The organism is Allomuricauda sp. d1 (assembly GCF_039592695.1).
Lineage (GTDB): Bacteria > Bacteroidota > Bacteroidia > Flavobacteriales > Flavobacteriaceae > Flagellimonas_A.
On sequence record NZ_JBBUTK010000002.1, the window covers coordinates 388,484 to 401,064 of the forward strand.

17 protein-coding genes are annotated in these 12,581 nt (G+C 42.6%); all 17 read right to left on the bottom strand.

The genetic code is table 11. The features are described from left to right. Nucleotides 1–55: 55 nt before the first annotated feature. The 17 genes from AAAH86_RS08810 to serS all read right to left on the bottom strand — a co-directional run bounded on the left by AAAH86_RS08810 (nucleotide 56) and on the right by serS (nucleotide 12,563). Complete coding sequence (locus AAAH86_RS08810; RefSeq protein WP_343487203.1) at nucleotides 56–691, bottom strand: protein-tyrosine-phosphatase; 636 nt, start codon at nucleotides 689–691, stop codon at nucleotides 56–58. Nucleotides 692–704: 13 nt separating this feature from the next. After that, nucleotides 705–1,181: an N-acetyltransferase family protein gene (locus AAAH86_RS08815; protein WP_343487204.1), complete on the bottom strand. Its 477-nt coding sequence runs from the start codon at nucleotides 1,179–1,181 to the stop codon at nucleotides 705–707. Nucleotides 1,182–1,215: 34 nt separating this feature from the next. Next, nucleotides 1,216–1,782, bottom strand: a complete 567-nt coding sequence (locus AAAH86_RS08820) for a hypothetical protein (RefSeq protein WP_343487205.1) — start codon at nucleotides 1,780–1,782, stop codon at nucleotides 1,216–1,218. A gap of 22 nt (nucleotides 1,783–1,804) precedes the next feature. After that, the gene (locus AAAH86_RS08825) at nucleotides 1,805–2,293 is read right to left on the bottom strand and encodes a DUF6428 family protein (protein ID WP_343487206.1); all 489 of its coding nucleotides are present in this window, start codon (nucleotides 2,291–2,293) and stop codon (nucleotides 1,805–1,807) included. After that, entirely contained in the window at nucleotides 2,294–2,617 is a 324-nt protein-coding gene (locus AAAH86_RS08830) for a metalloregulator ArsR/SmtB family transcription factor (protein ID WP_343487207.1), read from the bottom strand. A gap of 81 nt (nucleotides 2,618–2,698) precedes the next feature. Beyond that, the gene (locus AAAH86_RS08835) at nucleotides 2,699–3,100 is read right to left on the bottom strand and encodes an NINE protein (protein WP_343487209.1); all 402 of its coding nucleotides are present in this window, start codon (nucleotides 3,098–3,100) and stop codon (nucleotides 2,699–2,701) included. Nucleotides 3,101–3,163: 63 nt separating this feature from the next. After that, a complete protein-coding gene (locus AAAH86_RS08840; RefSeq protein ID WP_343487210.1) occupies nucleotides 3,164–3,550 on the bottom strand; it encodes a VOC family protein in 387 nt (128 codons plus the stop codon). A gap of 246 nt (nucleotides 3,551–3,796) precedes the next feature. After that, nucleotides 3,797–4,252 (bottom strand): DUF1801 domain-containing protein, encoded by a 456-nt coding sequence (locus AAAH86_RS08845; protein ID WP_343487211.1) that lies wholly within the window; start codon nucleotides 4,250–4,252, stop codon nucleotides 3,797–3,799. A gap of 7 nt (nucleotides 4,253–4,259) precedes the next feature. Continuing rightward, entirely contained in the window at nucleotides 4,260–4,706 is a 447-nt protein-coding gene (locus AAAH86_RS08850; RefSeq protein WP_343487212.1) for a DUF4199 domain-containing protein, read from the bottom strand. Nucleotides 4,707–4,804: 98 nt separating this feature from the next. Beyond that, nucleotides 4,805–5,221 (bottom strand): response regulator transcription factor, encoded by a 417-nt coding sequence (locus AAAH86_RS08855; RefSeq protein ID WP_343487213.1) that lies wholly within the window; start codon nucleotides 5,219–5,221, stop codon nucleotides 4,805–4,807. 17 nt (nucleotides 5,222–5,238) lie between these two features. After that, the gene (locus tag AAAH86_RS08860) at nucleotides 5,239–6,171 is read right to left on the bottom strand and encodes a 2-hydroxyacid dehydrogenase (RefSeq protein ID WP_343487214.1); all 933 of its coding nucleotides are present in this window, start codon (nucleotides 6,169–6,171) and stop codon (nucleotides 5,239–5,241) included. Beyond that, a complete protein-coding gene (locus tag AAAH86_RS08865) occupies nucleotides 6,168–6,533 on the bottom strand; it encodes a cupin domain-containing protein (protein ID WP_343487215.1) in 366 nt (121 codons plus the stop codon). Before AAAH86_RS08865 ends, AAAH86_RS08860 begins: the two co-directional genes overlap by 4 nt. Nucleotides 6,534–6,536: 3 nt before the next feature. Next, a complete protein-coding gene (mgtE, locus tag AAAH86_RS08870; RefSeq protein WP_343487216.1) occupies nucleotides 6,537–7,889 on the bottom strand; it encodes a magnesium transporter in 1,353 nt (450 codons plus the stop codon). Next, nucleotides 7,876–8,736: a 16S rRNA (adenine(1518)-N(6)/adenine(1519)-N(6))-dimethyltransferase RsmA gene (gene rsmA / locus AAAH86_RS08875; protein WP_343487218.1), complete on the bottom strand. Its 861-nt coding sequence runs from the start codon at nucleotides 8,734–8,736 to the stop codon at nucleotides 7,876–7,878. Before rsmA ends, mgtE begins: the two co-directional genes overlap by 14 nt. A gap of 171 nt (nucleotides 8,737–8,907) precedes the next feature. Further along, nucleotides 8,908–9,225, bottom strand: coding sequence for a DUF4286 family protein (locus AAAH86_RS08880; protein ID WP_343487219.1), 318 nt, complete (start codon nucleotides 9,223–9,225; stop codon nucleotides 8,908–8,910). Nucleotides 9,226–9,451: 226 nt separating this feature from the next. Next, nucleotides 9,452–11,236 carry a tetratricopeptide repeat protein gene (locus AAAH86_RS08885; protein WP_343487220.1) on the bottom strand — a complete coding sequence of 595 codons (1,785 nt, stop codon included), beginning with the start codon at nucleotides 11,234–11,236 and terminating at the stop codon, nucleotides 9,452–9,454. Between the two features lie 55 nt (nucleotides 11,237–11,291). After that, complete coding sequence (gene serS / locus AAAH86_RS08890; protein WP_343487221.1) at nucleotides 11,292–12,563, bottom strand: serine--tRNA ligase; 1,272 nt, start codon at nucleotides 12,561–12,563, stop codon at nucleotides 11,292–11,294. Nucleotides 12,564–12,581 lie beyond the last annotated feature (18 nt).

Consider the following 12,581-nt stretch of genomic DNA (forward strand, 5'->3'; position numbering starts at 1 on the left):
TTTTCTGTTTCTTGCAAATGTTCAGCCTTATTTAGAAAAGCTTCTTCTTTGAGCTTCAGGATGGATTTTCTTTACTGACTTTTCGAAAAACATACTTCATCTCCATAGCTATCTGCATACTCCGCTCCAGATATTTCTCATCTTGCAGGGCGGTGCCATCAAACGCTTTTGGATCTTCATAGGTGATCGGAAACCGACCCTCTGCGCCCATCACCATGGGGCAGGCCTCATTGGCCGAATCACAGGTCATGATGGCCCCAAAACCATGATTTGGGTTGAACGCATCATCATAGGTTTTTGAGAAACAAATCACAGGGTGCTCGCTTTCGGCATATTTTATGGCATATACAGGATTACTGGTCTCTGACAATTTTTGAATGGAAAAACCCTGTTTTGAAAGGGTCTCCGCTACTTTCGGAAACATTGCGGTAGCTTCAGTGCCGCCAGAAAAGCACTGCATATCTTTTATTTCAAAGTGATATGCCAATGTCTGCGCCCATACTTGGGATAGGTGGCTCCTGCGTGAATTATGGGTGCAAATAAAATTGAGGCGAATGGGCTGCTTATTTGAAATCTTACTTTTTAAATAATCAATAAATGGTTGTAAGATTTGCTTACGTTCGTCTGAAATAGTTGAGACATCCAAAGATTCGATAGTTTTTTCGATTTTGGATAAGAGTTGTGTTTTCATCTTTTGATTGATTTTATAACCCTACAATTTTGCTTCGTCTTTCGAATAAAAGGTTGTCTTTCCAAATGCCATCCAACGTTTTACCGACCCGTTCTCTTTTTCCGATATACCGAAATCCCACCTGTTCATGCAATTTGATACTGCCCTTGTTCTCGGGAAAAATGCCTGACTGCAATGTCCAATATCCTTCTTCTTCACTGTCTGAAATCAAACGTTGCATTAGGGCCTTGCCAATGCCTTTTCCTCTGGCATTTTCGCCAACATAAACGCTCACTTCAGCAACACCACCGTAAACACATCTGCCCGAAACAGGTGAAAGGGCCGCCCAGCCCAAAATTTTATTGTTCTCTTTGGCAATCAATCGACATGCCTTGATATGGGCAACATCCCAACTTTTATATTCAGGAACTTCGGATTCAAAGGTGGCAAAACCCGTGGCTATTCCTTCGGCATATATTCCTGCCACCTCGGGCCAGTCATCAGCTTTCATGGTTTTTATCTCTATGTCATTAGCGACCTTCATGTCAGCAGCAGTCAATTCTAGCTCTTTGGTTGTTCCAAAATTCCCTGAATTTTGAATCGAGCAACACCAGGTGCAGAATGGCCAGTACAATCGCGCCGGGTATGACGTTGATACTTATCAGGTGGAACAGTTCTTTGGCTTGAGAGGCAGGAACAGTAGTAACGAAAACAACAGAATCTGTAATTTTTAGCTTGATAGACAGCACCAAGACGATGGCCGAAAAGTGAAATGCATTGGAAAAAAGATGAACGATGTATTCCCACCTTGGAAGTCCCCCCATAAAGCCACGACTTTCTTTCTCTGAATAAGCATCGATTGCCAAAACGACTATATCTAAAACCGCCAGAGAAACACCGATTAGAAAACCTGCCTGTGTCTCGTCAATGAATAAAAACCATACAATCAATGGAAATAACACTGCCCTTGCGGTATGGGTCTTATGTTCAAAGATGCTTTCTTCTCTATTAAAAAGAGCGTATTTGAAAATATGAAGATAGAAGCCGTCGTAGGTAGCAAGTACCATGAACAATACCAAACATATTGTCGCCAAAAAGAATAAGATATCCATAATTTTTTATACTTGGATTAAATCAACAACAACCGCTACCCGGGGCACAAGCACCTTGGGCCGGTGCCATTTCAGGTTCTGCTACGCCGCAAGTTTCTTTTGCTTTGCAATCCGTTTTTTTAACAGCAAGGTTGAGAATCAATTTTTGGTCATTGTAGCTAAAGTCATTGACAAAGAGTTGTGCAGTGTGAAAATTATCGTTACTGTACTCAAACTTGACCTCTGCATCTCTGGCCATTGTTTTCATTCTGTCGACCTTGTTCAGAATGCCCAAGGCTTTCAAAGCCGTCATGAATACAGTTTTGTCTTTTTCTACCGGACTCTCCCACAATTGTATAATGGTTTCCTTCCAAAAATCAGTCCCTGCGCCACAGTCCACCACATCAACAGTGATGTTTTTCACTTCTGTGATATGATAGTTGGCGCCGACAAATTTGCCGGGTAAATATTCGAACAACAGGCTTTTGTTTTTATGGATTTCCAACAACTTTAAAAATTCACTGGTCTTCATTTAGCAACAATTTTGATGGATGTTCAAAAAAAACTCTTGAAAGAGTGATTGCAATTCCTCCCAACGTTCTGTATCAATACAATAGCACAGATTTTTACCTTCAAAGGTGCCCTCAAGTAGCCCAATTTTCTTGATTTCATTCAAATGCTGCGAAATCGTAGGCTGTGCGAGGCCGATTTCATCGACCAAATCGGTACAGATACAACCCTCTTGTTTGCTGATATACTGCAATATGGCCAAGCGGGCAGGATGTGCCATGACTTTGGCGATGGCCGCCAACTCGTTTTGATGGGTAGAAAAGATATGTGTTTTAGAAACACCCAAGATTTATAATTTAATATTGCAATATTACGATGATGTATTGAAATAAAAAAGGCCAGAAGCATTTTTCTGGCCAAGATTTTATCAGAACCAAGGTTTTTTGCCTACTTGGTAGGTATTGTAAAATTCTTCATCGGATTTGGTGAGGTAGATAATGCCTTCTATCAATCCGACAAGCCCCGTGGCCCATACTAAGAATACACCAACTCCCACACAGGTCAAAACCATTCCCACTACGGTGATTCCAAGCAGAATAAATCCTTCTTTGTTGTAACCCAAAATAAATTTGTGCACTCCTAAAGAGCCTACAATAATGGCTAAAATTCCTACTAGAATTTTTTTATTATCACCGCCGACATCTTTCAGTCCTTCACTAAATTCATTGGCTGTTTTTTTGGCTTCATCCTTAAAATCACCTGCTGCCTCTTTGGCATCGTTGGCTGCATCTTCGGCCTTATCGCCGAAATCTTTGTTTTCTTCTGACATAATTTTAAAATGTTGGTTGAACGAAGTTTAAATGTAGCAAATATTTCAATAGGCGGCATGTGTTCAAAGAAAGGCTTTATCAACAGGCTCCCAAAGTTCAATTTTATTGCCCTCTGGATCCAAGATCCAACCGAATTTGCCATAGTCGTATTCTTCAACCTCACCTACAATAGTCACCCCTTCTTTTTTCAGCGCTGCCAAAAGTTCTTGTAGGTTTTCGACCCGAAAGTTCATCATAAACTGTTTCTCACTGGGGTCAAAATAGGCGGTGTCGTCCTTAAACGGACTCCATTGTGTCATGCAGTCATTCCCTTCCTTGTCTTTCCACCAAAAACTCCATCCATATTGGTCTACGGGTATTCCCAAATGGGTCTTGTACCATTTTTTGATATTGTCAGGGTCTTTGGTCTTGAAGAAAAATCCACCTAGACCTGTTACTCTTTTCTTCATTGGATCGCTATTTTGTCATTCCCATGAAGGCGGGAATCTTTATTAATTACAACCATTTGCCACGCTCAGTTTTCAGCCATGCTTCGACTGCACTTTGACTGCGCTCAGTGTGACACGCCCAAAATGACAGCTCAGCATAGACTACGGTGGGAACCTGTTCGATCATATTCTGTTGGACACTAATTTCACGTATGGCACGAATTCAAAATATTCTGATTAGTGAAAATTAGTGGAATTCGTGTCCTTTTACCGTTTCACATTTTTCTCGTACAGTTCAACCCAATCTTTGACCGTCATTTTTTGGCAGAGTTCGGCAATCAATTCGTAAGGTATGCTCTCCATTTTTTTGAAACGAATGCAACTTTTGCCCATATCCAATTTTGTTTTGACATGTTTTGGATACTCTTTTACGAACCAGTCCAACAAGTTTTTATCCGCATAAATTCCAGAATGATATAATGCCACAAAGTTTTTTTGGGAAGCAATATTGATAAATGGCAGCGGTTGTTTGGGGTCACAATGATACCCATCAGGATAGATGTTATGGGGCACGTAGAAACCTATCATTTTATAGGTGATTCCCTCTTCAAAACCTTCAGGGAGGTTTTCTTTTACCGTGTTCCGTAGTTTGGATACCGGCTCTTTCCGGTTGTCAGGTACTTTAGAAATGTATTCCTCAACAGTCTTTGCATCTATGGTCATAGTGCTATTATTTACGTTGTAAGATAAGTGATGAAATCAGTGAAATGATGAGTCCAATAATAAATACCAGCGCAAACATAAAGACCGCTGCCTGACCACTGGTGAACTCTTGAATTTCTACAGTGGGGTCTTCTGCCTTCATCTTTTCAGCGTATTCTGCAAAAAAATCTGGATTGATGACCGAGGTATAAATGAAATCGGCAACTGCTATTCCGATTGCGGTGAACACAGAAATCAAAAGACCGATGATCATTCCTTTTTTGAAATTGAGCTTGCCGTTGTTTTGCTTATCCCTAAAATGCCGTATTCCAAAATATACAAAAAGCAACGAGGCCACAATGGTCGCATAACCAAAGGCTTCATTTGTGGTAATGTCGAAATACAATCCCGAAAGAAAAGCAACAAAGCCAACAAGTATTCCGAAAGCACTGAATTTGATTACAGCTGTTTTCATGGTGTATCGTTTTTGGTTTGGGCTAAACTATTGCAAAACCTGAAATTGGTCTTCATACTAAAGTACTAAAACAACGGTACTTTTGGCTGAAACGGCCTTTAACCCGCAATAATTTGGAGTTCTTTTGCCCTTTGGATGGCTTGGGTACGGCGTTTGGCATCCAATTTTACCAAAAGATTGGAGACGTGTGTCTTAATGGTGCTTTCAGAGACGAAGAGCTTTTCGCCGATTTCTTTGTTGGAGAGGCCGTTTGAGATTTCGAGCAATACTTCGTACTCGCGGTCGCTGATGCCCAGCTCCTTTATTTTTTTGGCATCGATTTCCCCATCTTTTCTGGGGATGGTTTCTGCTCTCTTTTTATTGATGTAAAGCCCGATACCTAAAAAGACAATGGCCACGATAGCAATGATGAGCTCAATCGAAGTGTCGCCGACCAAAAAGGCATATTCGCTTAGTCGGAAGAGTATGAGCAGTGCGACGATGAGTGTTGAAAAGATAAAGATGGTTTTCTTCACATTGAACTCAGCTAAAATTAGGAAAACCGCTCCTTGATTTTCTCCACAATGACCTGGGCCAATTTTTCCTTGCTCTGAAAACTCCAACCTGCGACATGCGGTGTCATCAGCACATTTTTGGCCTTTCGCAAATACTTAAAAGGTTTTGGTTTTCTTGTAAACCATTCTTCAAATGATTTTTTCTCATATTCAAGCACATCCAATCCTGCCCCAAGAACTTTGCCCGATTTCAAGCCTTCAACCAAATCTTGGGTGACGATACATTTGCCCCGGGCAGTATTGAGCAGCCAAAAGGGTTTGTGAAAGGCGTTGATAAACTCGGTATTGACCATACCCGTGGTCAATTCGGTCTGGGGCACGTGCAAGCTGACCACATCACTGCGCTGTTGAAACTCCATGATGCCCACCTGTCTGGCATGGTCATCACCGACACCGCCAACAATGTCATAGCAGATGATTTCAACATCAAAACCCTGTAATTTTTTGGCAAAGGCCTTGCCCATATTTCCATAGCCGATGATACCAACGGTCTTTCCATCAAGCTCAACACCTCTATTGCCCTCACGGTCCCATATTCCTTTTCTGACCTCTCGGTGCGCTTTGAGCATATTGTTCATCAAGGCCAACAGCATGCCCAAATTATGCTCGGCGACGGCATTGCGGTTTCCCTCGGGGGCATTTGCCAAGAAAATATCCTTTTGTTTCGCATAGCGAACATCAATATTTTCCATACCTGCACCGACACGGCCAATGAACTTTAGGTTTTCGGCCTTGTCCAGAAATTGTTGGTCTATGGTAAACCTACTGCGGATGATGATGCCATCATAAGCGTGTATTTTTTTCTCAATAGTTTCTTTTGAAGAGGTGTAGTCCTCGTGGTTTTCAAACCCCATTTTGGCAAACTCATCAATAAGCAGGGGATGGTTGGTGTCTAGATGCAGTACCTTCATATTTTAGGATATGTCGTCTTTGTCATTTCATGTTCCACATTGCCCGTATGTGCGGTATTTTGCTTTTCAAAAAGAAGTAAGTGCACTTCTTCACCCTCTTTTGTGGATGGGCAATGTTCAACCCCTTTGGGTACCACGATGATTTCGCCCTCTTCCACCACTTCGGTACGGTCTCTGAATTTCATGTACAATGTGCCCTTCAATACCTGAAAGAGCTCATCTTCGTTTTCGTGCGAATGCCACACAAACTCCCCCTGTATTTTGGCCAAGATGACCTGCATGTCATCCACTGTGGCTATTTGATGCGGATGCCATTGTGCATCAAAAAGCGCGTGTTTTTCTTTTAAATTGATGGGTTTCATAGATTAGATTCCTAATATCATCTTGGCAATCAAGAAATAAATCAAAATACCAAAAATATCATTGCTTGTCGTGATGAACGGCCCTGTGGCTATGGCAGGGTCAATCCCCCTTTTGTCCAAAAACAACGGAATGAAGGTTCCTATAAATCCTGCAACCACGATTACGGCTATCAAAGAGACCGAAATGGCCACTGCGGTCATGAAATCGCCTTTCCAAACCCACGTGAACAGCAGCAGCAGTGCAGCAAGTATGATTCCGTTTAAGAGTGCCAAGAGCATTTCTTTGACCAAACGGTTACTGATACTGCCCTTGATATCATCATTGGCAAGTCCTTGTACGATGATGGCACTTGATTGCACACCAACATTTCCGGCCATGGCCGCAATCAAGGGGGTAAACAAGAAAAGGATGGTGTATTTTCTGAAAACTTCCTCAAATCCGCCCATGATTACAGCAGCAGCAGCGCCTCCGAACAGGCCCAGAATAAGCCAGGGCAAACGCGCGCGCGTCAATTCCCAAATACTGTCGTCGGCCTCTACATCTTGAGAAATACCTGCCGCCAATTGGTAGTCTTTATCTGCTTCCTCGCGAATCACATCCACAATGTCATCAATGGTGATCCGTCCCACTAATCGTCCGATTTCATCTATCACGGGAATGGCCTCCAAATCATATTTTGACATGATTTTGGCAACCTCTTCAGGCTTTTCGTTCACATTTACATAGTCAACCTTGGGGATGTACACCTCCCTGATATGGGTCTCGGTAGAAACGGTCAACAAATCTTTCAGTGAAAGCCTGCCCTTCAATTTTTCTTCATTGTCGATTACATAGATGGAATGTACCCGGGTCACGTTTTCGGCCTGCGCGCGCATTTCTTTTACGCAACGGGTGACCGTCCAGTTTTCATTGACCTTGACCAACTCTTTTGCCATCAATCCGCCAGCAGAATCTTCGTCATATTGCAACAGGTCGACGATATCTTTGGCATGCTCGCGGTCTTCTATTTCTGAAATGACCTCTTGAACAATCTCCTTGGGCAGTTCACCAACAATGTCAGCGGCATCATCGGTGTCCAATTCCACAAGCTCCTCGGCTATTTCTTTTGCCGAGAGGTTGTTCAGAACCGCCTCACGCACATCTTCATCAAGTTCTGTGAGAACATCAGAGGTCTTTTCACTATCTAAAAGCTTGATGAGGTACGTGGCTTCTTCATCATCCAACTCATTGGCAATATCAGCAATGTCGGCATAATGATATTCATTCATCATCGCCAATAACTGGGTATCTTTATCTGCCGCGATGAGTTCTTGAATGTGTTCTACAAGCCCATCTGTGAGTTTAAACGGAGTCATTTTCTATGTTCTTCGTCAATGCTATAAATTCTGCCACCGAAAGCTGTTCGGGGCGTCGGTCAAATATAGCATCTTCCCTGAGATTATCTGAGAGCTGAAAGACTTTAAGACTGTTGCGCAACGTCTTTCTTCGTTGATTGAACGCTGCCTTGACCACTCTGTAGAAAAGTTTTTCATCACAGGGTAATGTTTCCTCTTTTTTTCGGACCAAACGCAACACCCCAGATTGCACTTTTGGGGGAGGGTCAAATACCTGCGGATGTACCGTGAACAAATATTCAGCATCGTAGAATGCCTGAACCAGCACCGATAAGATACCATAGGTTTTGCTTCCTTCTTTTTCACAGATGCGCTGTGCCACCTCTTTTTGGAACATGCCCGAAAATTCAGGTACCTGTTGCCGCATCTCGAGCATTTTGAAAACAATTTGGCTCGATATATTGTAGGGAAAGTTGCCCGTGATGGCGAATTGTGCATCGCCAAAGATTTTTGTGAGATCAACTTTTAAAAAATCGGCCTCGACAATGTTGAGCTTTCCATTTTTCTGCAACACTTTGGGATGCTCTAAAGGAAAACTATGGTTGAGATATACAATCGACTCCTCATCTAAGTCCATGGCGACCAAATCGACACCTCGCATCAAAAGATATTTGGTCAGCACACCTGTGCCCGGGCCAATCTCCAAGACTTTGGAATACCCTTCAAGCGACAGGGTTTCTGAAATCTTTTGGGCAATGTTTTCGTCTTTCAGAAAATGTTGGCCGAGGTGTTTCTTGGCTTTTACGGGAGTTCGGCCCTGCCCATTTTGATCTGGCTTCGACGTGGTTTCCCTGAATTTTTTAGACATGGGCGTTTTACTCGATAATCGAGATTTATTATGATCCGGTCCCGATAACTCCCGATAGCTATCGGGACGAGACTGTCGAAATCTAAGATTAGTTTCCTTCCAATGCCTCGTGGACTTTCCCCGAGGTGGTTATTTGCAAGGTACTGCGAATTCTACAAAAGAATGTGGCTGCTATGGTATTTGCTGGCTGATGACTTCCAGTTCGGTTCTAAAGGCGACAAACTTATTGGAAAACAGTTTCATGCCCTCTTCACGTAATTGGGGTGCGTCATCTTGATAGTATTTTTCCAATGTGGTTTTATCAGGGCAGGTGTATTGCACAGAATAAGAAGTTCCGCCCATTTCTTCTTCAACCAATACTTTGGACATTTTGGCGTGTGAGAACTTGCCCGTTGCCAGCATATCGGGAATGTGCTTATTGCGCATCCATGACAGCCACTCATCGTGCACATCGTCATCAATGTTGATGGTAACGTTGTAGATTATCATAAGTATAAATTCAAGCGCAAATCTAAAATTCAATTATAACCAACTCAAAGCAAATCTAAAATTTTTCATTTTTAGTCTTATTTAAGTTCCAGGATATTTGCTTTTTGAAATCTTGAATCAATGAACCAAAAAGAATATGTTGATTAACCTGAGTAATATATCAAGCGACATGACTTCAAAAGCCATAAAAGTAGTTTGGGTTTGCACTTGAAATTTGCGTTTGTGTTTAATTGATTACATCACCCCGTAAAATCCGGAAATTTTTCTGCGCCTGCGGAAAGTAATAACTGTCTTGGTAATTGTAAATGATTTTTTCGTAGTGCGATTTGGCCTTTTCAGGCTCGTTCAACACATTTCTGTACAGTTCAGCCAAAGCAAAATGGGCATCATCGGCAAGAATATCGTTGGCGTAAAACTCACATATTTTTTTATAGTTGAATTCGGCCTCATCGTATTTTTTGACCTTTTCCAGTAGGTTTCCTTGTTTCAAAAGGGCCTCGTCCTCAATTTTTTCCCCTTTGTGCTTTTGCAGGATATCATCAAATCTAGCGATGGCCTCCTCTGTTTTGTTTTGATAGGCCAAAAAGTCAGCTCGCGCATATTTTTTTAAAGCGGTTTGGGTAGAATCTTCAAAAGAATTGTCAGAAATCAAAAGGCTCAGCTGCATCGCATCATTGGCTATCAGCTGTGACGTGGAACCACGAAGCACTTTCAATTGGGTCAGCGCCCAATCAAAGTCACCTTTGTAAAAACTGGTCTGTGCCACCTTAAATCGGGCATCTTGGCCGAGAACATCATTTTTTAAATCCTTTTGTACTTGGGTAAAATAAATCAGTGCCTCATTGAATTTTTGGTCATAGACCAAAATATCGCCCAATGCCATTTTTACATACGCCTCGCCATATCTGCCCAAAGGTAGCTTCAAACTTTTTTTGAGCATTGTAATGGCTGTTTCGGGCGCATCTTTTTTAAAGGTCAAAAAATTGGAAAATGCCACCTGCAAAGGTTGGGTCTCCGGGGTATTGCCATACTCCGCAATGAGGGCATTGAATTTTTTGTCTACATTGGTCAACTCCCTCTGGTCGGCATCCATCAGTGCAATCTCTATCAGGTTGAGTTCCGCATTTAGCCTGGTTCGATTGTTTTGGGCATTGGCGATGATGTACTCAAAAACTGAAACCGCGGTATCAAGTACATTTTCTTCCATAGCTATTCGGCCTAGATATTCTAGACGGTCAAGGGCACCATTTTCACTGCGTTTAAAAATGGCTTTTTCTTGATTGAAGGCACTCTTGTATTGTTTTTGTTGAACGAACAGCCAACTCAACAGCTCATTCCAAAGTAAGTTGGGCTGATTTTGGGCATTTTGGAGCAGCAGTTGCCTAAATTGCACATTATTCTCCGCATTGGGATCTTCAGAAATGAAATCGTCAATATTTCGCAACACATTTGAACGTGAAGCCTTGCCGTCAACAATCAGTTTAAGATATGATTGGTACATTTTCTCAATGTTGCCCTGCTCCCCGTAGATACGGGCCAATTGAAAATCATAGTTCAACTCTGGTTTTAGCGTCATAGCTTTGGTGTAGGCACTTATCGCTTCATCAAGCAGAGCGTACTTTTGAAAACGATAGCCAACGGCGTAGCCATAATTCGGATTTTCATCTATTTTTTCGATAGCCCTCTGGTAATACTGCCCTGCTTTTTCCGGTTCGTCTTGTAAGGTGTAATTGTAGCCCAGTTCTATGAAAAACGTTGGAAAAACATACGGGTCTTCTACCTTTTCTAGAAGGAATTTTTCTGCATCATCGTAACGTTCCAGTTGCTGGTAACAAGCGACAAGGCCTTCGGAGAAATCTGTACGACGTGGATTTCGATCCACCAATTTTTCATAGAAAACAACCGCTTTTTCATAATCCCCCTCACTGAAATACTGCTTGGCAAGAAAATCATCTTGGGCGAATGAAGGTTGAAGTACGAAGTACGAAATTAGAAGTAAGAAATACCGCATATTCAAATATAACGGAGAAAATAGGGGAATAATGTTAAGCGATTGACAAAACCCCTTAATCAATCACCTCAAACCCACAATAGGGCACCAATACTTCAGGTATTTTGATTCCATTTTTGGTTTGGTAATTTTCCAAGATTCCGGCTAAAACCCTGGGCAGGGCCAAAGCACTGCCATTGAGGGTGTGGGCCAACAGGCTTTTGCTATCCGAATCCTTAAAACGGAGTTTCAAACGGTTTGCCTGATAGGTCTCGAAGTTGGAAACCGAGCTGATTTCCAACCAGCGGTCTTGTGCGGTGGAGAATACCTCAAAATCGTATGTCAGTGCTGCTGTAAAGCCCAGATCACCGCCACAGAGCCGTAGGATGCGATAGGGCAATTTCAGTTCGTCGAGAATGGATTTTACATGCTCGACCATACTATCCAACGCATTGTACGAATTCTCGGGATGCTCAATCCGAACAATTTCCACTTTATCAAATTGGTGCAGACGATTCAATCCGCGTACATGGGCTCCATAGCTTCCCGCCTCTCTTCTGAAACAGGGGGTGTAGCCCGTCATTTTGATGGGAAAATCTGTTTCGGCCAAAATTTCATCCCTGTACATATTGGTAATGGGCACTTCGGCTGTGGGTATCAAATACAGGTCATCACCGGAGACATGGTACATCTGCCCTTCTTTATCGGGCAACTGCCCGGTGCCATAACCCGATGTTTCATTAATCAAAAGTGGTACCTGTACCTCCTGGTAGCCTGCTTGGGTGTTCTTGTCCAAAAAATACGAAATGAGTGCACGCTGCAGTTTGGCACCCTTGCCCTTGTAAATGGGAAAACCTGCGCCACTGACCTTGACCCCGAGCTCAAAATCGATGAGGTCGTATTTTTTGGCCAGTTCCCAGTGGGGTAGGGCATCGCCACCCAAATCGGGGATTTCACCCTTTCTGAATACCTCCTCATTGTCTTCTTCTGAATTGCCAGCAGGCACCGATTCATGGGGTGTATTCGGAATTTGATACAAAAGATTGTTCAGCTCTTCAGTGATTCCGTTCAAGGTCTCGGTCAAATTCTTTGAAGTGTCTTTGAGTCCAGCTGTTTTTTCTTTGATGGCATTGGCTTCTGCCACTTTTCCAGTCTTGAAAAGTTGTCCGATTTCTTTTGATAATTTGTTCGATTCCGCTAAGGTGCTGTCCAATTCAGTCTGGGTCGCCCTCCGCTTTTCATCCAATAGTAAGACACCGTTGAGCATGGCCTCGGCATCGACATTTCTTTTTTTTAATGCCTTGACGAGTGCGTCTTTGTGTTCTCGAATTGCTGGTAACTGAAGCATGAAATCGGTTTTGAAGCG